The sequence below is a fragment of the Sporosarcina sp. FSL K6-3457 genome, from assembly GCF_038007285.1.
Lineage (GTDB): Bacteria > Bacillota > Bacilli > Bacillales_A > Planococcaceae > Sporosarcina.
Map to the genome: position 1 here is coordinate 24,350 of NZ_JBBOWX010000001.1, position 22,695 is coordinate 47,044.

General features: G+C 41.7%; 23 protein-coding genes, 1 pseudogene and 1 riboswitch. Of the genes and pseudogenes, 20 read left to right on the top strand and 4 right to left on the bottom strand.

Translation table 11 applies throughout. The features are described from left to right. The first annotated feature begins 16 nt into the window (after positions 1–16). Positions 17–631, top strand: a complete 615-nt coding sequence (gene ureG, locus N1I80_RS00120; protein ID WP_340735965.1) for an urease accessory protein UreG — start codon at positions 17–19, stop codon at positions 629–631. Then, positions 624–1,430 carry an urease accessory protein UreD gene (locus N1I80_RS00125; RefSeq protein ID WP_340735966.1) on the top strand — a complete coding sequence of 269 codons (807 nt, stop codon included), beginning with the start codon at positions 624–626 and terminating at the stop codon, positions 1,428–1,430. Before ureG ends, N1I80_RS00125 begins: the two co-directional genes overlap by 8 nt. Positions 1,431–1,778: 348 nt before the next feature. On the opposite strand, the pseudogene N1I80_RS00130 reads toward N1I80_RS00125, so the two are convergent. Then, a pseudogene (locus tag N1I80_RS00130) lies at positions 1,779–1,974 on the bottom strand (IS5/IS1182 family transposase); the annotation flags it as partial. Between the two features lie 419 nt (positions 1,975–2,393). Between N1I80_RS00130 and N1I80_RS00135 the strand changes: the two are divergent. The 3 genes from N1I80_RS00135 to N1I80_RS00145 all read left to right on the top strand — a co-directional run bounded on the left by N1I80_RS00135 (position 2,394) and on the right by N1I80_RS00145 (position 3,667). After that, entirely contained in the window at positions 2,394–2,825 is a 432-nt protein-coding gene (locus N1I80_RS00135; RefSeq protein ID WP_340735967.1) for a DUF3139 domain-containing protein, read from the top strand. Between the two features lie 135 nt (positions 2,826–2,960). Next, positions 2,961–3,485 carry a hypothetical protein gene (locus N1I80_RS00140; protein ID WP_340735968.1) on the top strand — a complete coding sequence of 175 codons (525 nt, stop codon included), beginning with the start codon at positions 2,961–2,963 and terminating at the stop codon, positions 3,483–3,485. 17 nt (positions 3,486–3,502) lie between these two features. Beyond that, positions 3,503–3,667, top strand: a complete 165-nt coding sequence (locus N1I80_RS00145) for a hypothetical protein (RefSeq protein WP_340735969.1) — start codon at positions 3,503–3,505, stop codon at positions 3,665–3,667. A 32-nt stretch (positions 3,668–3,699) separates the two neighbouring features. On the opposite strand, the gene N1I80_RS00150 is transcribed toward N1I80_RS00145, so the two are convergent. Next, entirely contained in the window at positions 3,700–4,641 is a 942-nt protein-coding gene (locus N1I80_RS00150; RefSeq protein ID WP_340735970.1) for an NERD domain-containing protein, read from the bottom strand. 265 nt (positions 4,642–4,906) lie between these two features. Here N1I80_RS00150 and N1I80_RS00155 point away from each other — a divergent pair, with 265 nt between their 5' ends. The 4 genes from N1I80_RS00155 to ltrA all read left to right on the top strand — a co-directional run bounded on the left by N1I80_RS00155 (position 4,907) and on the right by ltrA (position 9,735). Then, a complete protein-coding gene (locus N1I80_RS00155; RefSeq protein ID WP_340735971.1) occupies positions 4,907–5,383 on the top strand; it encodes an acyl-CoA thioesterase in 477 nt (158 codons plus the stop codon). Between the two features lie 101 nt (positions 5,384–5,484). Beyond that, a riboswitch (SAM riboswitch) is annotated at positions 5,485–5,597 on the top strand. Between the two features lie 137 nt (positions 5,598–5,734). Continuing rightward, positions 5,735–6,472, top strand: coding sequence for a cyclase family protein (locus tag N1I80_RS00160; RefSeq protein ID WP_340735972.1), 738 nt, complete (start codon positions 5,735–5,737; stop codon positions 6,470–6,472). A gap of 278 nt (positions 6,473–6,750) precedes the next feature. Continuing rightward, positions 6,751–7,863 carry a 5-methyltetrahydropteroyltriglutamate--homocysteine S-methyltransferase gene (locus N1I80_RS00165; protein WP_340735973.1) on the top strand — a complete coding sequence of 371 codons (1,113 nt, stop codon included), beginning with the start codon at positions 6,751–6,753 and terminating at the stop codon, positions 7,861–7,863. A 486-nt stretch (positions 7,864–8,349) separates the two neighbouring features. Then, entirely contained in the window at positions 8,350–9,735 is a 1,386-nt protein-coding gene (gene ltrA, locus N1I80_RS00170; protein WP_445683624.1) for a group II intron reverse transcriptase/maturase, read from the top strand. Positions 9,736–9,882: 147 nt separating this feature from the next. Here the strand turns inward: ltrA and N1I80_RS00175 are convergent, their stop codons facing one another. Then, positions 9,883–11,088 carry a DUF418 domain-containing protein gene (locus tag N1I80_RS00175; protein ID WP_340735975.1) on the bottom strand — a complete coding sequence of 402 codons (1,206 nt, stop codon included), beginning with the start codon at positions 11,086–11,088 and terminating at the stop codon, positions 9,883–9,885. A gap of 138 nt (positions 11,089–11,226) precedes the next feature. Between N1I80_RS00175 and N1I80_RS00180 the strand changes: the two genes are divergently transcribed. From N1I80_RS00180 to N1I80_RS00190, 3 genes are all read left to right on the top strand, one after another. After that, on the top strand, positions 11,227–11,934 hold the full coding sequence (locus N1I80_RS00180; protein ID WP_340735976.1) for a response regulator transcription factor: 708 nt from the start codon (positions 11,227–11,229) through the stop codon (positions 11,932–11,934). Next, positions 11,931–13,598: a sensor histidine kinase gene (locus N1I80_RS00185; RefSeq protein ID WP_340735977.1), complete on the top strand. Its 1,668-nt coding sequence runs from the start codon at positions 11,931–11,933 to the stop codon at positions 13,596–13,598. The genes N1I80_RS00180 and N1I80_RS00185 overlap by 4 nt, the downstream gene beginning before the upstream one ends. Before the next feature lie 205 nt (positions 13,599–13,803). Next, positions 13,804–14,754, top strand: a complete 951-nt coding sequence (locus N1I80_RS00190; RefSeq protein WP_340735978.1) for a hypothetical protein — start codon at positions 13,804–13,806, stop codon at positions 14,752–14,754. 265 nt (positions 14,755–15,019) lie between these two features. Here N1I80_RS00190 and N1I80_RS00195 read toward each other — a convergent pair whose 3' ends face one another. Then, the gene (locus tag N1I80_RS00195) at positions 15,020–15,388 is read right to left on the bottom strand and encodes a VOC family protein (RefSeq protein WP_340735979.1); all 369 of its coding nucleotides are present in this window, start codon (positions 15,386–15,388) and stop codon (positions 15,020–15,022) included. Between the two features lie 285 nt (positions 15,389–15,673). Between N1I80_RS00195 and N1I80_RS00200 the strand changes: the two genes are divergently transcribed. The 8 genes from N1I80_RS00200 (at position 15,674) to N1I80_RS00235 (ending at position 22,571) form a co-directional block, all read left to right on the top strand. Beyond that, complete coding sequence (locus N1I80_RS00200; protein WP_340735980.1) at positions 15,674–16,456, top strand: hypothetical protein; 783 nt, start codon at positions 15,674–15,676, stop codon at positions 16,454–16,456. 5 nt (positions 16,457–16,461) lie between these two features. Next, a complete protein-coding gene (locus N1I80_RS00205; protein ID WP_340735981.1) occupies positions 16,462–17,223 on the top strand; it encodes a hypothetical protein in 762 nt (253 codons plus the stop codon). A gap of 5 nt (positions 17,224–17,228) precedes the next feature. Continuing rightward, positions 17,229–18,026 carry a hypothetical protein gene (locus N1I80_RS00210; RefSeq protein WP_340735982.1) on the top strand — a complete coding sequence of 266 codons (798 nt, stop codon included), beginning with the start codon at positions 17,229–17,231 and terminating at the stop codon, positions 18,024–18,026. Between the two features lie 3 nt (positions 18,027–18,029). Next, a complete protein-coding gene (locus tag N1I80_RS00215; protein WP_340735983.1) occupies positions 18,030–18,398 on the top strand; it encodes a GntR family transcriptional regulator in 369 nt (122 codons plus the stop codon). Continuing rightward, entirely contained in the window at positions 18,391–19,089 is a 699-nt protein-coding gene (locus N1I80_RS00220; RefSeq protein ID WP_340735984.1) for an ABC transporter ATP-binding protein, read from the top strand. The genes N1I80_RS00215 and N1I80_RS00220 overlap by 8 nt, the downstream gene beginning before the upstream one ends. 7 nt (positions 19,090–19,096) lie before the next feature. Next, positions 19,097–20,014 (top strand): ABC transporter ATP-binding protein, encoded by a 918-nt coding sequence (locus N1I80_RS00225; protein ID WP_340739931.1) that lies wholly within the window; start codon positions 19,097–19,099, stop codon positions 20,012–20,014. Next, positions 19,983–20,933, top strand: a complete 951-nt coding sequence (locus tag N1I80_RS00230) for an ABC transporter permease (RefSeq protein ID WP_340735985.1) — start codon at positions 19,983–19,985, stop codon at positions 20,931–20,933. Before N1I80_RS00225 ends, N1I80_RS00230 begins: the two co-directional genes overlap by 32 nt. Before the next feature lie 663 nt (positions 20,934–21,596). Next, positions 21,597–22,571 carry a nuclease-related domain-containing protein gene (locus N1I80_RS00235; protein ID WP_340735986.1) on the top strand — a complete coding sequence of 325 codons (975 nt, stop codon included), beginning with the start codon at positions 21,597–21,599 and terminating at the stop codon, positions 22,569–22,571. Positions 22,572–22,695 lie beyond the last annotated feature (124 nt).

Here is a 22,695-nt window from a genome sequence, read left to right on the forward strand (position 1 = left end):
AAAGGAGCTTTTCTGAATGAAACCAGTACGTATTGGCATCGGTGGTCCAGTTGGATCGGGTAAAACTTCGCTCGTCGACCAACTAACACGTGTGATGCATAAAGACTATAATGTGGCGGTCATTACGAATGATATTTACACACGTGAAGACGCTCAATTTTTAATCAATAGCGGGGTACTTGAAGAAGACCGTATTTTAGGTGTTGAAACGGGAGGTTGCCCGCATACGGCAATCCGCGAAGATGCTTCGATGAACTTTGCTGCAATTGATGAGCTGAAAAGTCGTTTTGCTGACTTGGATATTATTTTCGTAGAGAGTGGCGGTGACAACTTGTCTGCTACATTTAGCCCTGAACTTGTGGATGGCTATATTTATGTGATTGACGTTGCGGAAGGTCAGGATATTCCGAGAAAAGGCGGCCCTGCGTTAACGCGTTCAGATCTTTTATTAATCAATAAAACGGATTTGGCTCCGTATGTTGGGGTAGATCTTGAGTTGATGGATAGTGACGCGAAAAAGATGCGTAATGGTCGCCCATATATTTTCACAGATGTACGGACACAGAAAAATGTCGATAAAGTGGTCGAGTGGATTAAGCATAGTATGCTGCTAGAGGGTGCGGATGCTTAACCAGTCCCGCGCTATCCATCATGGAAAATTGGATATGGCATTCGAACTAAGAAGAGGGTACACGCGAATGCCGCATGTTTTCCAACAGCCTCCATTGAAGGCAAGTCGGGAATTATACGAAGGAAAAGACCCGACTGCGACGGTCTATATTATGGAGTCGTCAGGTGGGATGGTGTCGGGAGATCGCAATGATATTACAGTGAAACTTGCACCGGATAGTCGTGTACGGTTAGTTCAGCAATCTGCGTTGAAAATCTATCCGTCACATACGGGTGATACTTGCCATTTTACAATCGATGTCGATTTAGCGGAACGTTCACGGCTGGAGTGGATGCCTGAGGTGCTCATTCCATTTGTTGACGCGAAGTTTCAAGTCGATACAACACTTCGTGTCGCGGGTGATGCGACGGTATTATGGGGAGAAATTGTCGCGCCCGGCCGTGAAAAACGCGGTGAGATTTTTGATTATCAATCATTTCGGTCGAATTTTAAGATTTTTGTAGATGATGAGTTAATAGCTTTTGACTCACTTCATTTTGCACCGCAGGATGTTGCGCTAGGTAGCATAGGTATCCTTGAGGGAGCGATGTATGTCGGTTCCATTTGGCTCGTTTCGCCGAATGCCAAGGATATCGACTTGCGTGCATTGCAGGAAACATTGCGGTTTGAAGAAGGACTGAAGGCCGGTATGACGCGCCTTGAAGGTAATGCTATCCATTGTAGATGGCTGGCGGTCGATCAGTGGACGATGCAAGAAGAGATGAAATGCGTATATGCGCTGTTGGCGGATATGGTTTAAAAAACGGACCTTTTTGAAGGTTCGTTTTTATTTTGAGTCGCGAATGGTATTTGGTTACTACCGGATAGCGTTCATCTACTACCGCAAAGTCCTCATCTATTACCATTCATGCAAGAAATCGAAAAGGATAACATTGCATTTGAAAATGAATTAAAGGGATTCCAAAGCTTCGAAATGAAGCAACTGGTCCTATTCTAAAAGATAAAAGTTTATATATGAAAAAGGCGACTATATTTGTGGAGGCCGCTGAAAAACTTACGTTTTTAAATCCCATAAGTGAGCTTAAATTTAAAAAGACGCTATTTCGTTCGAAATTGAACGAAATAACGTCTTTTTCTTTCGTATTCCTTACTCTGATTCCTTCATTAGCGCCCTAATCCGTTTGAGGTTGACCGCAAATATAGCCATCGCTCCTTGTATCTGCATACCAAATAGACCCGCGGATGTGGCTACATCATACCCATGTCTATGTTTTAATTTACTATTCTTCGCTGTTTTGGAACGCTTCTTGATCTTTATGTTCAGTCGATTTAATCGTAACAGAAATGGAAATCCCTATAATGTTGTTCGGCAAGCGTTGCAATGGATAAGTGCTGTTGTCGATTGAGGGGATACTGCAACTTGATATTATGGATGCCGTTCAATTTCATTAGTTATCAATATTTGTCGAATAGCAGTGATATCATCCTCCTTGAGAATCAATTTCTTGAAAAAAGAAGGAATTACCAAAGTTAGGTATAATTTAATTATACAAAGAGCTGCGCAGACTCTTAAATACAATTAAGGGTGTGAGTTTAAAATACGATTAAGTACAATCATAGCCAAACGATTGAGGGTAGATAAGATTTCGTTGTTTACTCGAATTTATTACACCTCTAAGAACAGACCTCACTTATAGTTGTCAATTGCTAATAAATCTCTGGGTTTCAGATACTAAAGGCTTAAGTTAAGGAGCGTATAAGGATGCATCCAACAACGTTCATATCACTCATATTCATTTTTACTGCTGCTCTAGTAATTGGAGGATTATCATTCCTATTACCAGAAAGAATAAAAAAAAGAAGTTGGCTGATTTTAACTTTCATCTTAATATTAACTGTAATTTTTTTTAGCATCAGACCAGTTATCATTAAGCATGAAACAAAAGTTGCCACCGAGCATCTTGAGCTTCATTTAAAAAATATGCATCCCAATGAATCTTGGGTGATTACAGATACTGACGAGTATAGATTTAAGAATGTTACTTATTTGCATGTTATTTTTGATAATGAACCAAACATTGTGTATATGTACATGATTGATGGTTCACAAATTTACCAAATAGATATGTGGTTGTTTAAACAAACTAATGAAACAGATGAAATTGAACCATTACATGATGAAAGGAAGTTATAAAATCAACAACATTAATTTACACTCTCTTTTCTAAATATCTAATATTTTTGGATCAGATTAACTCTACTACCACTACTAAAATGGAGGTTTCTAAATGAAGAAAATCACTTTTTTATATTAGGGGTTTTTACTGTATTGTTATTTCAATTCAATATTTCAGAGGTGAAAGCTTCGGATAGTGTTATTTCAGAAAGTCAGTCGAAGATAGTGACGCAAAATTTTATTGATAACACAAATTACGTTACTGAGTGGAGAGAAAGCGACTTAATATTAAAACATCACTTATATGATGTTGACGATAGTATCCTTGGATATTACTTCGAAGTATTCAGGAATAATGGATATCTTGGCTATATAATTACTTCCGGTACAACAGACCGTGAACCAATCTTGCAATTTGGTGAAGGGATACTTTTTGAAAAGTCTCCTAGTGAGGGTGATAAATTTTATTTTTTAAATGCTTTTTCTCATATTTATGCAGAGAATAAGCTGGATTTACAAAAGAAATTTAATGAGACTAAAAATCAAAGAATTAAAGATCTAGAAAATGACGCTAATATAGATATGAATTTCAATGATGCAATGAAAGAAATGAAAGAAACTGAATTAAAATCCCTATCTCTGAGAAAGATGAATCCGAAGAAGCGGTCCGCTTTGTAATTTATGAGGCGGGTGGCTTGCCTAAAGGAGAGAAGTATACAGCGATCCTGCAAATGGTCCACGATGCTGTCTATCGCATCCCTCCGGATGTTGATGTTCAGAGCGAGGTTCACCTTGTCTTAGTTACAACAGCAAAAAAAAGTAAACCGTTCAGACATTCTGAACGGTTTACTATCGTTTAATGCGGCGGGGATTTTCTAAAAAAGTATGAAAATCAATTGTGTATGTTCGATTTTTTAAATTGCCTTCTGAAATCAAAGACATTCATATTTAATATTCGCGTTGCCGTTTGCAGTTTATCAATATGTAAAAAACGACGGCACTCACGATTTGTCATCTTGCGCCCGACAAGGAGGAACCACTCGGTTATTGCCTGTTCGTGTGCAAAACCATCATTCGTGCTGCACTTTTTACAGTGCCACGTTCGTAACGCCCTTTTCATGCCGATATGTCCGCAATTTTTACAAGTTACTCCTGTTTTTAATTCATCAATTGGAATGTTGTATTTCTCATAGAGAGGTTTGGGGATATAACCAGCGTGGCTGTCCATTAATTCTTTGGTTAGCGCACTAAGCTCATTGCTGTTCAAAATAGTATGTGATTTTGGAAGCCGCCGTAAAAAGCCGGGAACTGAATTTGGAAAAAGGACAGGAATGTTAGATGGGGGCTTTTCGATAATTTGTTTCGGATAGGCAAAGACAATCACGGGGTAGATGGGGAGTGCTAGCCCTCTCGCATGAAGCCAGTCACTAAACAGGTCCTGATTTCGTTCGATTTGTGCTGCTGGACTTCCGAATGCTCGCTTTTGTCCATTTTCAAGTATCCGAATTAACTGGGGTGGATTCTCATTAAAAGTTAATGTACCAGCCATGTTCTTCACTTCAAAAATAACTGCGTATGAAGGGGTTAAATACAATGTGTCAATTTGAAACGTACCAGTCGATTTTAGGGATAAGTCATGGAGAAACACATGCTCGTTTGGAAAAGCATGACGGCTTAACACTTCATCAAGTCGCTCCTCGCCACCCAATCCGGCTCGCATAGCTGCAAGGTCACTAGAAATTTCCTTGCTGAGTAGGGAGTTAGGCTTTAAACGTGAGAGAAGTGCTGTTAAACCGATGATTTCAGATGGTTGTCTACGCTTTTTATAAATCATTTATCAAGCTCCTTTATATGTAGGTGGAATATTCAATCACCTATACTATACCATTTTTTGAGTGGGGAAGAAGATTAATTAGAAATAAATGTACCAAATTTGTTTTACTACTGTTCGGAAGTGTTTTACTACCGGATAGCGTGCATTTACTACCGTTCGGAGAGTGGATACTACCGCATAGACTAGCTTTACTACCGTTCAGGCCATTCCCGGCTACCAAAAAGGGTATACTACTTATATAATTCAATAGAAGAGGAGAATCGGCATGACAGAAAATAAACCCATGGGCCAATCACGTACAATCCAGACGAAACTGGTCTTGCCACCAGACACGAACCACTTACAGACGATTTTTGGTGGGAAAGTTTTAGCATATATCGACGAAATCGCTGCCATTACGGCGATGAAACATTCAAAAACGGCAGTCGTCACAGCTTCCATCGATTCAGTTGATTTTCTATCATCCGCACGTGTCGGTGATGTCCTTGAATTGGAAGCCGTCGTCACTTCGACAGGGCGCACGTCGATGGAAGTTTTCGTATCCGTTCATTCCATGAACCTGCTAACAGGTGAAACGAAGCTGACAACGGAATCTTTTTTGACGATGGTTGCCATGGACAAAAATAATAAATCAACGCCAGTGCCAGGAATTTATGCGGAAACGGATGAGGAAAAAAGATTGTTTGAAACAGCACCAGCCCGTCGCGCACACCGAAAATTACGCAGTGAGATGAAGCACTAACCTGAACGAATAGTGCATCAATTTAAAATAGTTTTCACTTTCCCTCTTGACATTCTATTTAGGGGCATGTAAAGTATGAGCTACCAACTGAATACGTAACTTTCTTATCCAGAGAGGTGGAGGGACTGGCCCTTTGATACCTCAGCAACAGACTTTTTTAGTACTGTGCTAATTCCAGAAGCCAAGTGTAATGCTTGTAGCTTGAAGATAAGAAGAGCAAAAAGCGAAATTGCCAAAACCTCTTCTTTTAAGTATAGAAGAGGTTTTTTTGTTTTATCTAGCCTCCGGGCGCCTTTCGCTTTTAAATCTATCTGGAGACTGTTACCTTCAAGGAAATAAGGAGGAATGTTTATGTCGAATGAATTAATCAATGCGCTTACGTTATTAAAACAGAAAGAGTGGGTCGATTTAACACATACCTTTGGACCCGACTCACCTCATTTTTCAGCCTTTGATGCAGCGGAATTTACAACGTTATTTGATCATGACGATGGTTTTTTCGCACAAAGCTTCAAATTCGCTGGACAGTACGGCACACATATTGATGCGCCCATCCACTTTGTGCGTAATACAAGATATTTGGATGAACTAGGCCTGAAGGAGTTAGTTTTACCGCTCGTCGTTATCGATAAATCAAAAGAGTCCACGGACAATCATGATTTTACGTTAGCAGTTGAAGATATTCTTAAGTTTGAAGAGCAGCATGGACAGATTGAGGCAGGCACATTTGTGGCACTGCGCACAGATTGGAGCAAGCGTTGGCCGGATAATGAGGCTTTCTGCAATAAAGACACCGACGGCAATAACCGTATACCCGGCTGGGGCCTTGACGCTTTGAAGTTTTTATTCGAAGAACGACAGGTGAAAGCAGTTGGTCATGAAACGTTCGATACGGATTCAGCCATCGATTTTCAAAAGAATCAAGCATTGCTAGGTGAATATTATGTGCTTGAACAAGACACTTACCAAATAGAATTATTAACAAATTTAGATAAACTGCCTGCCAAAGGTGCAGTTATTTTCAATATCGTTCCGAAACCGGAAAAAGCATCAGGATTCCCAGTACGCTCATTCGCGATACTGCCATAACGACAGAAAAAGGGTTACTCATTCGTATCCTTATTCACATAAACCTAGTAGATTCGCCCATTCGCGTCTCTGTCCAAACAGACTAAGCAGACTCGCCCATTCGTATTTCTGTTTAATCAAACCAAACAGGGTTGCCCATTCGCATCTCTGTCGAATCAAACCAACCAGGTCTGCTCATTTGCATACCTGTCCCAAGATAATTAAATAGGAGTGCTCATTTGCGCTCTTCCCATAAAAAAATCATAATTTACTACTAAAAATAGAAAGAAGGAATAGACATGTCAACTCAATCAACTACTGTAACGAAAGCACCATTCAGAGCGGATCACGTAGGAAGTTTACTGCGTCCAAATAGTTTGCACCAAGCACGTAAGGACTTTAAAGAAGGTGCGATTACAGCACAACAATTACGCGAAGTTGAAACGCAGGAAATTAAACGAATTGTGGACAAGCAAATTGAAGTTGGCTTGGAACTTGTGACGGATGGTGAATTTAGACGTACATGGTGGCATTTGGACTTCTTAGAGCATTTGAATGGTATTGAAGGTTATGTGCCAGAAACGGGATACGAGTTTGATGGTGTGGAAACTGAGCGCTACAACATTCGTACGACAGGAAAGATTTCATTTAACCCCGATCATCCTTTCATCAGGGATTTTATCGAATTCAATGAGATTGTAGATGGTCGCGCCGTTGCCAAACAAACAATTCCAAGCCCGAATCAATTATTCCATCCCGATATTTTCAATGCATCGGTGTATCCTGACTACGAATCATATGCGGCGGATATCATCAAAGCTTATCAAGACGCATTGAAAGCATTTTACGATGCAGGCGTTCGCTATTTACAGTTGGATGATGTCTACATTGCCGCACTTTCTTCGCCTGAACTTGAGTTTGGTGATCAAGGCTATACAAGAGAGCAATTTATCGACTTAGCCTTGCGCGTCATTAACGGAGTATTGGAAGGGAAGCCGGAAGATTTAATCGTGACAACGCATTTATGCCGTGGAAATTACCAATCGACGTGGGCGTTCCAAGGAAGCTATGGGCTGATTGCGCCAACATTATTTGCGAAAGAAAAAGTAGATGGCTTCTTCTTGGAATATGACGATGAGCGTTCAGGAGACTTTCAACCATTGGACCATATACCAAATGGTGGTGCAAACGTCGTCCTTGGTGTTGTCACATCTAAAGACGGTAAACTAGAAGACAAAGAAACGATCATAGCGCGTATTCAGGAGGCTGCAAAGTATGTACCGCTTGAACAATTGTGCCTAAGCCCACAATGTGGCTTCGCTTCTACACATCATGGCAACAAGTTGACGGAAGATGAGCAATGGGAGAAGTTGAAATTCATCGTAGACGTTGCGAAGGAAGTTTGGGGATAAGTAGAACTAAAAAATAAAGGAGAATGCATAGCAATATGCATTCTCCTTTTATTGTGCGCCCTGCATGGGTGAATACTCGGTGGTGAAAGTCCACTACAGGCTTGGCAGTAGGAACTGTTAGCGAAAGACAAGGTGGCTATCGTGAGGTAGTGGCTGAAGGAAGTCGGACGCAAACTCCTGAACTGACGAACAGAAACTAGATAGAAGGCTGAATTAGGTCGGATAAGGTTGCAATACAAACCGAAGTCCTATACTGCCCGAAACCTATACAGTAAATCTAGCAGTTACATGGGAGGAAAGTATTCGCTCTTACCGGGGGAGGTCTTACGAGGGCATAGTGTAAGTTAAAAGATAACGAACCAGCGCAATCTTCGTGGTGACATGGAGATGAATCGTAAGAAGTCAGCAGAAGTCATAGTAGCGTTCGCTGACAGGACGTGAAGGACCGAACAATAATAATTTTGAGGATACAAGGAGGTGTGGAAATTGCGACAACCGCAGAAAACAGGGAAACCTGGCTACCGTCAGAGAGATAATGTGGAACATGAAGGGTATGACGGAGTGCATAGTAATTTCCATGGTGAATTGGACAATCAAAATGGTGTAAATCTGTTTGGGAAAATTCTCTCAAGGAATAATCTCAATCAAGCTTACCTACAAGTTGTCAGAAATAAGGGAGCCGCAGGCGTAGACGGTATGACTTACGACCAGCTACTTCCACACTTGAAGGAGCACAGGGAAGAACTACTAATGAAATTACATAACGGGACTTATCGCCCGCAACCCGTGTTGCGGGTTGAAATTCCGAAACCTGACGGTGGTGTAAGAAAGTTAGGGATTCCAACTGTTATCGACCGGATGATTCAACAAGCAATCAATCAAGTCTTACAACCGATTTTTGACCCTGCGTTCTCCGATAATAGCTTTGGGTTTCGTCCGAAGCGTAGTGCACATCAGGCTATCATACAAGCAAAGTCGTACTACGAACAAGGATACAAATACGTTGTAGATATGGATATGAAAGCTTATTTTGACTCAGTAAACCACGATAAACTCATGTACTACATTGAGGAAAAGATACAAGATAAGCGTGTTCTACATCTTATTCGCCAATACCTCAAGAGCGGTATTATGGTAAACGGTTTATTCGAAACCTCCGAAGAAGGAACCCCACAGGGAGGAAATTTATCGCCATTATTGAGTAATATTTACTTGAATGAATTCGATAAGCTCCTCACGACACGTGGGCACAAATTCGTCCGTTACGCCGATGACTGCAACATATACGTTAAAAGTAAACGGGCAGGTTATCGAGTGATGGCAAGTTCAATCAATTTCCTTGAGGATGAACTGAAATTAACCGTGAATCGTGAGAAGAGTGCGGTAGGAAGTCCACTGAAACGAAAGTTTCTAGGATTCTGCTTACTGGCAACTAAAAACGGTGTCAAGATTCGACCGCATCAAAAGGCAAAATCTACTGTGAAGCAAAAGTTGAAGAAAATAACAAAGCGGAACAGAGGGAGAAGCATTGAAGTTCTATTCAAGCAAATCAAGCAGCTAATGACGGGGTGGATAAACTACTACGGTATTGGTGAAATGAAACGCTTTATGAATGAATTAAACGGTTGGTTGAAACGACGAATCAGGCAATACATCTGGAAACAGTGGAAAAACCCACGAACCAAATGTAAAAACCTTATTCAACTAGGTATCGAAGAGCGAAAAGCTTATGAATGGTCAAATACCCGAAAGGGTTACTGGAGGATTTCAGCCAGTTACATCCTTTACAGGTCATTAACAGATGAAAAACTGGTACAACTCGGATATATGGATATATCCGTGAAATACCAGTTTGTACACTCAAATTATTGAACCGCCGTATACGGGTCCGTACGTACGGTGGTGTGAGAGGGTCGAACGAATCAATCTTCTGATTCGTTCACTCTACTCGATTTTCGATTTATGGAACTTGCTAACAGTTGTTAGTGATTCATCAACAAATGTGGGTAATTTAGTGTTTTAGCTCACTCGGCGTTGGTTATCCACATGTGGGTAACTCGGTTGCTTGTTTTTTACTCTTATATGACCGCTCCACGAAAAATTTGTCCACATGCGTAGAATGAATTCGAGTGGTCCGCGGTGGAAAAGTTTTAGATACCAATGACTGAATACGCATTGGACAGAGAAAATGACGAGTCCGAGTACGATACTGTTCAGTATGCCGAGTTTTCCAAATTGACCGAGGCCGTAGCCGTAAAAAATGGATGTACAGATGACGGTTTGAAGCAGGTAATTCGTTAACGATAATTTACCTACATTTTCGAAAGCGCGCATCATCATTGATTCGGAAAAACGGGTGTAGGTGTAAGCAAATGCATAAATATAGCCCAGTGCCAGTAAAGGACCGCCGATGCTGAGTAAGACGTAGGTCCAATCGTTTTCCAATGTAAGCGTCCCTACACTTTTTAGCAAAAGCCCCACTGGTAAAAGGATAGCCATGCCGATTTTGTATCTGTTGTGCTCAGATATTGGGTTCGAAAAATGATTTGCTTTTGCTGCGTACATGCCAAACAAAAAAAGTGGAGCTATAGCAAGTGGTGCAAATAACAGCATGAGCGCAGCGAGTGACCCGGACATGTTTAGCGGGTCCTCATTGATTCGGTGCGTCATGATTTCCGAATAAGTCCCATTCGCATACACGTCATTTGTATCCGTAATATACGTTGCCATCCGTTCTAAATCTTCGACGGGTTCCTCTAATTGTCCATATGTAAGCGCACTTGTAAGTACGAAAAGGATTATGCTCCAAATTAATAGCGTCTTCTTTTTTCGATTCAAAAATAGCAGAAGGAAGAAGCCGATCAAGCCATAGAGAAATAAAATATCTCCTTCCCACAGAAAGCTGCCGTGCAGAAGGCCAATTGCCGCTAACAATATAAAGCGTCGAACAAGGTGGCGCTTTACTTTTGCACCATTTCTCTCAATTCCTTCCGCCATTTTAATCATAGAGTAGCCGAAAAGAAATGCGAAAATCGGCATGAAACTACTTTCGATAAAGATTTTAAGAACCTGATAAGTCCTTGTATCTACTGGTGATAGTGAGAAGGCTGTTATGGAATCCTTCCCATAGATTCCATATTGAAAAATAAGCAAGTTCGCTAGTAAAATGCCGAATAAGCTCAATCCTCGCAGGCCATCAATTAAGTGAATTCGTTGTGATTTCAATTTTTATGCCCCCAATACTTTTATGTGAAAATAGCGGTTGACCATACTAAATCCCACCTTCATTTGTTAGTATAATGGAAGAAGCTTATATGGAAATGAAAGGAACCTTAACAGGACCTTAAATTTGGAGGGAATGTAGTGGAACTGGCAAAAATACTTGTCGTGGAAGATGAACAGGCGATTGGGGATATGGTTGATATTATTTTACGTAAGGAGGGGTTTAGTGCTATTGATGTTTGTGCGACTTATAAGGAAGCGGAAGAGCTTGTCTCTAAGAATCGGTATGACCTACATATTCTCGATATTATGTTACCTGATGGAACGGGTCTTGAATTGGCACAGAAAATTCGTCATGTATCGAATGCACCGATTTTCTTTCTGACAGCCAAATCATCCGATGCCGATAAATTGCGTGGTTTCATGCATGGGGCGGATGATTATATAACGAAGCCATTCAATCCGATGGAATTGGCTGCGCGTGTAAAAGTGCAAACAAGCCGCTATATGGCAAAGACAGAAAAGCAGCAAGACCCTTATGATTTCGGGCATTTCCGTTTCGATCCGACTGCTGCTGAACTGATTGTGAATGGTGAAACAGTGACGCTACCGGGTAAACAATTTCATCTGCTAGAACTGTTTTGTAACCATCCGGGTCAAGTACTGTCAAAAGAACAACTGTATGAAAAGGTATGGGGCGAGGACAGCTTCATAGACGATAACACGATTATGGTTCATATCCGTCGATTACGCGAAAAAATTGAGGTAGATCCAAGCCGTCCGGAGTTTTTGAAGACTGTCCGTGGTATTGGCTACAAACTTCAAGCTAAGCGAGGGGGTATAACATGAAGTTGTCGGGCAAAATGACCCTTCGATTCGCAGGTTATTTCCTCGCGTTCTACGCAATGCTTGTTGTCGTATCCCTTCTGATGATTGTTTATATATTTGCGGAAATAGTGACTGGATTTTCTGCCTATGGAGACATTAGAGAGGCTGATACGGATGCTATTGAGTCGCATATTCATAAGGATAAAGAAGGAGATTATTCATTCTCAGCTTACCTAAAAGAGATTGCACAGCGGAGTGGCGGGACGCTGGAACTGATTGATGAACAAGGAAATATCTTATTGTCGTCTGTGGAATTAACAACAGTGCCTGTTCCATATAGTTTCTCGGATTTGATAGCAATGTCGCAAGCTAGACGTTCTCATATCTGGTCGCTCGAGGACGAAATTTACCTGTTATTTACGGAAAATACGGACAGTGACCGGGTTATGATGAGCCTTCAAAACTCGGAAATGTTTCCTCGGCTTGGAGAGGGTGACAAAAGAATACTTGAAGAAAATAACGCAGTTTTTGAGATTTATGATGCAGAGGGCAATGTTATTGATTCTATAAACGGCGAAGGTGTTTCTTTGACTGGCGTAAATTTGTTGGCCAACTCTAGGAGGCTTTCTGAACATCAAGAAATGATAACTTCGATACAGTTGGATGATGGGACAACCGCAGTTGTTCGAATGCCGAATCGCTATTATACTCCGTTTGATTCACTATTTCATGATTTTTTCATGAGAATGCTGATTGGTTTTGCAATTTTTCATGGTGTTCTGCTATTATTCATCGTCAGCTTCTCTTTGTGGATTGGACGCCGGTTAGGAAGACCTGTTTTTTATTTCTTGAAACGAATTGATCGGTTATCGAAGAAGGATTATACGCTGTTAGAGGACAAAATATTGCGAAATGCGAAGGATGGCAAGTTGAAGCGAAAGTATCGGATATATAGTGATGTCGATCAGTCTTTGCTCACGCTAGCCAACAGCTTGGAAGCGAACGAACGGAAGTTGAAAAAGACGGAACAGCTGAGAGAGGATTGGGTCACGGGGCTTTCCCATGATTTGAAAACGCCGCTTAGTTCAATTTATGGCTATTCGGTTATGCTTGGGTCAGACCATGAATGGACAAGCGAAGAAGTGCAGAAGTTTGCATTAGTTATGCAGGAGAAAGCGGGCTATATGGATGATCTTATTAATGATTTGACCTATACGTATCAGTTGAAGAATGATGGTGTCGTACTTGAAAAGGAACATGTTGAACTTGGAGGATATGTAAGGGGATATGTTGAACGAAATAGCTTGGAAGAACTTCACATACATGAATCGAGCGAACCCGTTTACGTCTCCATTGACCTAAAGCGCTTTGGGCGGGTGCTGGATAATGTGATTGGCAATGCAGTGAAGCATAATCCAGCAGAGACATCCATCCATATGAGTGTGACTTCGGATACCAATGTGGTGTTACTGCAAGTGAGGGATGAGGGTGTGGGAATGGCGGCAGATGTATTGGAAAACTTATTTGACCGCTATTACCGTGGGACGAATACGACTTCGGATGGCAGTGGAACCGGACTTGGCATGACAATTGCCAAACAGCTTGTTGAAGCGCATAGTGGCTGGATACAGGCGGATTCGGATCATAGTGGTACGACGATTACGTTGGCATTACCGAGAGTTTGAAATAAAAGCAAGGCCCTTTTGTAAAGAAGGACCTTGCTTTTTCTCAATGTAAATCAATACTAATAGGTTCCATATCCTTTGTTCATTCGACAAGACCTGTTTACTAACTATATAGAAGCCTGTAACTAAAAATTCTCAAACTTTCTAGGGAGAGGTTGAAACTTCGTCCATTCATTTCCGTATATAGGTAAAAGGGGTGTTAGCGATGAGACAGGATATATATGAACGCCAAATGGATTTAACGATGAAGCGGACTGCGTATAACCGCATAACAAGACGACTTGATGGAGCTGAGGTTGAGTTGAAAGAGGCCATTGAGCTACGTGATGAGCTCCATAAACAATTGACGAAAGAGCAACAAGATGTTGTGAAGCTAGGGAAATTTTCTTTTATGAATAAAATCAAAGAGTGGACAGGTAAATGGGATGAACAGATGGAGAAGGAGATTGCCGAGGCGGCTGAAGCGGAATTGAAATTTAATGACGCGGAGAAAACGGTGACGGATATGGAGGCGGAAGCACAGCGTCTGCGTGAAAAGATGAAGAATCCAGATTTCGCATATATTGAGGAGGATTGGGCAGATTTTCTAAAGGAAAAAGAGGCATGGATTCGACAGAATGATTCAGTTGCCAACGCCACATTACAAAAGATTGCGGATGATCGGGTGAGACTTCATTCGATTACGCGTGAAATTAATGAGGCCAGTGATGCGGGAAACACAGCCATTCATGCACTTGAAGCGGCCCTTAATAAGCTTGATTCTGCAGAAGGATTATCGACGTGGGACACATTTTTTGGCGGCGGAATGATTGTATCGGCGATGAAATATTCCGAAATCAATGCCTCGGATGACTATGTGCATCGTGCGCAACGAGCACTTCGCCATTTCGAAACGGAGCTGATGGATGTCCAAAACGTTGCAACCGAATCATTCACCGTTAATAAAAATGATATTTATACGTTCACAGATGTATTTTTTGATAATATTTTTTCGGATTGGGCGGTTCATTCGCGGATTGCGGATGCTAAAAGTAAGTTAAATACAGTGCTTCAGGACGTACGGCGGGTACAAGATCAGCTGACGACAAAGCGTGCTGAAATGGCGCATGAACTGGAGCGACTTGATGTGCAGGAGAAAGAGATTATTGAAGCATGATTGAATCAGGGGTTATGTAGAAAACGCCAAGAGGAGAGTCATTTTCTTGGCGTTTTTATTCTGTTTTTATTGGGTAAAAAGTCTTGATTCGCTAATAAGTGAATGCGAGGCGCCAATATATGTAGGTTGAGCGCCAATATACGAGGGCAAGGCGTCGATAAACGACTGTCGAGCGCCAATAAGTGTTAACGAGACGCATGACGTTTTAATTACTGAAAGACCGATAGTCTTTTAGTGAAAAGTGGCATGCCCTTCTTCTTCTAGTTCATTCAAACTCTATAAATTCTATTCGGTTACCAAACGGATCGTGGGTGAAAAAGCGGGAACGCCCGTCGATAGGTGGTTCGTTACTAATCGTATAACCAGCTTTTTCTAGTCGTAATTTCAACTGCTCAAGTGCATTTATTGTAAATCCAGGATGTGCTTTTTTTGCTGGAGTGAAGTCGTTTTGAATACCAATATGAACTTCTTGAGGACCACAAAGGAACCAACAGCCGCCGCGTGCTTGTAAATTTTCCGGCTTTGGAATTTCTTCCATACGAAGCAGTTCGCCATAAAATCGTCTTGCGGCTTCTTCAGAACCAGCTGGCGCTGCAATTTGGATGTGATCAATACCTGTCAGAAATGTCGTCATTGCTCATCTCTCCTTTGAACGTTGTATCTATAGTATAAACTCCAACTCCGCTGAACACTACTACCCTTTTTGGATACTATTATATAAGTAATACTTATCGTACTAATTAAATATCATTGGATTCACGAATTGCTTGAGCGTACGACTGTCAGTTTTTTATTTGCCCTACTTAGAAAGAAGTAGTGTAGAAACTCATTTGTATATAATTCTAACAAATCGCTTTACAATATCTATGTGCACAGTGTACTATATAACTAATACACTGATACAAAAGGAGGTACGCTGATGCAACAATGGAATGGGTTGTTAAGGAAAGAATGGCTGATGATGAAGAGCCTGCTGCTTGTGGGTGCATTAGTTGCAGTTGCTGCAATGTTGTTTCTTCCAATAATCGTAACGCGATTTTGGGGAGAGGGTGTGCAAGTTTTTGAAACGGCTCTTGTTATTTGTTTTCTGTGTGCGGGCGTGAGTGTTTCAGCACCAGTGATTGCATTACTTACCATGCTAGAAAGGGATATGAAGCGTCCGGATGTGTGGTTTCATTCTAATGCATCTATTTTTAAACTGGTTGGATCGAAAGTCGTTTTTGCGCTTCTGATTGGTGCTAGTGGATTGCTCATTCCAACAATTGTTCTCGCACTACATTATGCATTGTCAACACCATCTATTCTGACATTCAATGCGCTCCTATTTTATGGTAGTATTTTCGTCGTTGTATTATTTATAGCTTCGATTTCAATACTTTGCACGGGATTCTTTTTCTGGGTACTGTATCGATTGATGGCACCCTCTATAAAAGGATTTTCAAAGCCTATTACGATTATTTTGTTTTTTGTTTCATTGTTGGGAGTTGAAAGAATAAGAAGTTCGGATTTATACAATAAACTGATCAAAGTCGGTCCGATTGATTTATTAGGATTAAAAAATCCTAAATTAGATGTTGGAAACGGTTATTTTGAAGTAACCGGGACGACTTTCTATACAGGGCAAATTGTATTTGACACATTCTTCATCGTAGTGGCGTTCGTCGTTGCAACCGTCTTGTTTGAAAAGAAAGTGAGGTTGTAAAGCATATGAAAAGATGGAGAGGGTTAGTGCGCAAAGAATGGGCGCTGATGAAATGGGGCATTGTTCCGCTTGCTTTATTAAATGGTGCACTTGTATTTCTTGCGATTAATCACACATTTTACGGGCTGCTGGAAAGTCTTATTGTCGATATTAAATTCGTGATTGGATTTGGCTTTCTGCTTCATATGCTTGCGTCAGTATCATGGTTTTTGGATAGTTTGAACAAGGAAATGAAGCGACCAGACATTTGGCTCCATTCTCCTACATCCATGTGGCGGCTTATTGGAGCGAAAGTTGTATTCATCACCATGATCATAGGTTGTTCGGTTTTATTATGTGGAACAATCGTAGGTGTTGCCCATTATATGGACGGTGGAAAGGCTTCTATTGTAGAAGGTCTTGTTTTATTGTTTAGCGTGGCTGTAGTCATTGTGTTGAATGCAATTTATGTGATGGCAGTCGTTTTTTTCTTCTGGTCGATTTTCCAGGTGTTTCGTTCCCGGATAGATTGGTTTTTCTCTGTCATTATTATGTTTGCCATATTCATCATTTGGGCGTATGTGTGGGGAATGATTTGGTTTACGGACGTGTTTCAAACTGTTAAGGAAATAGGTCCTCTGAATGGGACGATGCCAATGATGGAAATCAATTATATTGTCCCTGGCGTAGCCATTTTAACAATTGGTAATCTTGTTCTTCATGGTGTGATGACAGTAATCTATTTCGTCGTCGGGTCGACGCTGTTCGAGAAGAAAGTGAGGTTGTGAAGCGTATGAAAAGATGGGGAGGGTTAGTGCGCAAAGAGTGGGTACTTGTGAAGTGGTTTGCTATTGCTTTGATTGTCATCAATGTGGGCATTACAGTCCTTGATAATAGTCATATTGTTTTTGGGGGAGCAGACGACTCGACTTCGTATGCTTTTATGACAAGTGGCTTGTGGTTGAAACTTCATACGTATATGGGTGTTGTCCTGGTTGCGGTAAGTTACAGTCGTGAAAGACCAAGGATAGATATTTGGCTTCATTCGCCAACACCCTATGTGCAACTGGTCGGGGGAAAAGCGGTAGTAGCTACTGTTGCAGTAGCCTGTTCGCTGTTGGTAACTGGGTTTGTCATGTCCATTTTTAATTATATAGGTGGCTATTGGGATGGCTCATCGATTGTGGATGAATTACTTTTGATGCTGTCAATGGTAATTGCAGTCTTATTAAATAGTCTATTGTTTATCGTGATTACATTGTTTTTCATGCAAGTTTATCAGGTGCTGAAGTCATGGATAGGTAAAATTTCTATCATTGTTACGGTTGCTTTGTTTCCGCTGAGTACTTTGATTTGGGCGGTGATTTGGATTATGGATTGGCTTCAAGTGTTGAGAGAAACGGGGCCGATTTATGGTGTGCGTACAGCAGCAGGGGTTTCACCAAGTTTGTTTGAGACAAACTTTATTTTAGGCAGTCTGCTACCCGAAAGTGCCGTTTTGACAGTTGGTAGTGTAGTGCTATATGGAGTCTTCACATCGATTTTATTCATCAGTGGGTCAATGCTGTTCGACAAGAAAGTGAGGTTGTAAGCGATGGGCATAGATTTTCTTCCAGACAAGCCAATATATCAGCAGCTCATCGACCGACTGACGGGCGATATTATTCGGGGAACTTTGAAGCCCGGTGAGAAGTTGTTGTCTGTTCGTGAGTATGCGATTGAGGCCGGTGTGAATGCCAATACGATGCAGCGCGTCTATAAGGAGCTGGAGCAGATGGAAATCACGGAAACAAAGAGGGGGCAGGGGTCTTTTGTAACGGAAGATGAAGTGAAGATTGCAGAGCTCCGGAATGACATGAAAGAGCAGCTGGTAACGTCTTTCATTCAAAGTGTGGAGGCACTTGGTTTTACGACGTCTGAAATCGTGCAACACATACAGGAACGGGGTGGGGAAAATGATTGAGTTGAATAATGTTTATAAGAAGTATGGTGGGCGGAAGGCGCTGGAGAATATTACACTGACAGTGCCGAGAGGGAAAATTATCGGCCTTGTCGGGGAGAATGGCAGTGGCAAGACGACGTTGTTGAAACTGATGGCAGGCTTGTTGACGCCTAATTCAGGAACTGCGATGTTTGGCGGCAGTCGTATTACGCGAAAAGTTGCTACGAATATTGCGTATATGCCGGATGCAGATTTGTTTTATCCATATTTTACAGTCTATCAGCTATTTGAGTTTTATGAGTCACAGTTTGCCGATTTTAATCCTACGAAGGCGAAGGAAATAGCGGCGTTCCTCAATCTATCCCTTGATTCGAAAATAAAGAATTTGTCGAAGGGGAACCGAGGTCGGGTCAAAATAGCGGCGACGCTTGGACGTGAGGCGGATTATTATTTGTTAGATGAACCGTTTTCTGGCCTCGATCCGATGGTGCGGGATGACATTGCGAAAGGATTGATCCGTTTCACGGACTCAGGAAGGCAAACCGTCATTATGTCGACGCATGAATTAAAAGAAGTGGAACCATTGCTTGATGAAATCGTAGTATTAAAGGGAAGTCGGATGATTGCACATGAGGCGGTGGATGAAATCCGTGATAGCTATGGGAAAGATGCCACCTCATGGATGGTGTCGTTGTTTAGGGAGGGAAGTTGACGTGGAAATGAAACCGATAGTGGAATTGAAGAATTTATCGAAAACGATTGGTAAGAAAAAGATTATTGATAACTTGAATTTGGCGTTATATCCAGGGCAAATTACGGGATTTCTAGGTCCAAACGGTGCAGGGAAAACGACGACGATTCGGATGATGGTTGGTTTGATGGAGCCGTCTGGTGGAGATGTTGTCATTGATGGGAAGTCTTTGGCGGATGACTTTGAAGGAGGGCTTTCCAAGGTCGGGGTTATCGTTGAAAATCCGGAAATGTATAAGTTCATGTCCGGGTATAAAAATCTTGTGCACTTTGCGCGCATGCATGAGGGTGTGACGAAAGCACGGATTGATGAGATTATCAATCAAGTCGGCATGCAAAACAGGATTCATGAGAAAGTATCGACGTATTCACTTGGTATGCGGCAACGTCTTGGGCTTGCGCAAGCATTGCTGCATCGCCCGAAGTTTTTGATTTTGGATGAACCGACAAATGGGCTGGATCCAGCGGGGATTCGTGAGTTCCGAACGTATCTTAAGAGCATTGCAGAACAAGAAGGCGTTTCTGTCTTTGTATCCAGTCATATGTTATCAGAAATTGAATTGATGTGTGATCGGATTGCGGTTATTCAGAATGGGAAATTGATTGATATTCGAGAAATGTCAGGGATGCAAGGTTCTTTTTATTACATCGAAGCATTGCCTCGTGAGGCGGCTGAAGCTCTGTTGAATGAAGAAGGGTTCGCCGTTGAATCGCATCAGGATGGCTTTATTATCAATGCAGAAAAGGAACAAATTCCGGCACTGATTCAACGATTCTCGGTACAGAATCAGCAGCTTTTTGCAGTTCAACCTTACCGTAAAACGCTTGAGGATGAGTTCTTAGAAATGACGGGAGGTGGCCAAATTGCTGAAGCTCATGCAAAATGAATGGATGAAGTTATGGAGTAAAAAAGCGACGTGGGTGATGACGTTTTTACTTATCGCTATGATTGCCGGGATGCTTGGTTTAACGAAATGGATGCAGACGTTAAATAATATCGATGAGCGAGATTGGAAAATGGATGTGCAGGCGGAGTTAACCATGACGCAAGAACAATTGGGAAATTCAGCGCTGGTAGCTAGTGAGCGAGAAGAGTTAGAAGGTCAGCAAAAGGTGCTTGAATATCGACTTGCGAATTCGGTTCAACCATTGGAAAACTCCAGCCGTGAATCAATGATTATGAACTCTGCTGGAATTGGTTCTATCGCCGTTTTACTGACGGTTATCGTTGCGGCAGGGATTGTAGCCTCTGAGTTTACACAAGGGACGATTAAAATGCTGTTGTCTCGTCCGGTGAAAAGATGGAGGATTTTAACGGCGAAATATGTAACGGTTAACTTGTTTGGTATTCTCCTTATGCTAATCGGCTTCGCCGTTTCCATTATTTGTGCGTATATCTTCTTTTCGGCTGGAGATGGGCAGGAGCTTGTGTGGAATGGCAAAGAGGTTGTGACGGCATCGATCTGGGGGAAAGGGCTTTATATGCTATTGCTGTCATTTGCGAATGTGTTTGTTACGGCGACATTTGCCTTTATGATTGGCAGTGTTTTCCGCTCCAGTTCACTGGCAATTGGGCTTTCATTGTTCATCTACTTTACGGGTTCGACTGTTGTGCTGTTGTTGGCGAGGTATGAGATTGTGAAATATATTGTTTTCACACATATGGATTTGACGATGTATGAATCGGGGGCTATGTTTGTGGAGGGCATTACGATGCCATTCTCGCTTGCGGTTCTTGCGGTGTATATTGTTGTGTTCCTCGTGATTAGTTATACAACGTTTATAAAACGAGATATTACTGCATAAGATATGAAAAAGCCCTCCAGCGTTGGAGGGCTTTTTCACTGCTTAGGAAATTATAAAATCTCGTACTGTGGATAAGTTATGAGGTAGAGATTTCGCGTCTAGGCTCCAGCGCCTAGGGGCTCGGGTCATAAGCCATATTGGCTATGAGGCAAAAACCGCCTCTTCGCCAATCCGTCTTATGCCTGTCGCCCCTGAACAGGCGCTTGCGCTTTTGTTCTTGGCATTATTTATTGTTGCTGTATGTCATAACAAGACCTGCGACGTTACCAACGATTATGAATGCGAATAGTGCGTACATGATGTATAGGAACCACATGAAACAATCACTCCTTTGATAGTAAATCCTACTTCCATTATACCACCAGTGAGAGGGGCAAGCAATGGTGGGTGGCGGGAGGATTGTGACGGAGCTGTATCTGTGTGGGCCTAAGGTCTTGATTCGCCAATAAGTTGTTGATAAGCGCCAATAAACCTATTCGGACCGCCAATAAATGATGGGTGAACGCCAATAACGGAAGTCGAAGCGCCAATAATTAGACTCCGTTAATCACAAAAATCAAAATGAGGATTTCAACCTTAAAACAAGGTCAAATTACGGCTTTCGACCATCGTATAGTATCCCTCTTATGCTTGTGATATTCTCTAGAAAAGGGGGAGTTCTTGTTGATTAAAAAGGAAGGTTCGGTGCCTTATAAATTACTTGGGTTAAGGGTGCTTGAAAGAAGATTGTTAACGAGTTCAAGGGAAATAGATGTGATTCGAGAGCATTTACGTACTGCACAGGCTGGTGTTAATGGTGAAAAGAGGTTAAAGGGAGTTTTCGGTAAGTATACATTTCCGTTCGAACATTATATCTTCCATGGTCTGAATTTGCGATCCACAGGAAAATTTCAAATCGATACGTTATTTTTATCTCATGCTGGGGCTGTTGTGTTGGAAATGAAAAACATTGGTGGGCGCATTCGTTTTTCAGAGGAACTTGGTCAACTAATTCGTACATTAGATAATGGAAAAGAGGATACGTTTGAATGCCCATCTGTCCAACTGGAACGTAATAGGATGCTCTTGGGCGATTGGTTTCATATGCGTCAAATTGCAATGCCTATCCATGGTGCAGTCGTCTTTGCGAAACCGCAGCAACAATTTGAGAATACACGTGAGCATTTACGGATTCTCTTTCCGTTAGAAGTTCCGGTTTATTTAAGAAATCTTGGAGGTTCTTCAGAGAATGTGGACTCCACTATCTTAAAGGAGGTCGTTGCTGAACTTGAAGCTGCGGATCGTGAGTATAATCCATTTCCCATGTGCTCCACTTATCACATAGATCCGAAAGATATCGCGACAGGCGTGATGTGCGATGCTTGCGGTTTGTTTGGGATGACTCGAATTTCGCGAGGGTGGGTGTGCGAAACGTGTAGCCATTTTGATCGTCATGCACATCGCAAAGCAATTGCGGATTGGTTCATGTTATTTGGTGGAAAGCTAACGAATCGTGCGTGTAGGGAGTTTCTTCATATAAATGACATTAATGTCGCTAAGCGTTTGTTGAATGGCATGAATATTTCATGCCAAGGAACCAATAAAGGCCGAGCATACTGGATGGATATACAAGATATTGTGAAGCACTCGATGAAATGATGGGTCTAAGGGCTTGATTCGCCAATAAGTTGTTGATAAGCGCCAATAAACCGGTTCGGACCGCCAATAAATTGACTCTAGGCGCCAATAAATGACCGGTGAGCGCCAATAACTAAGATCCAAG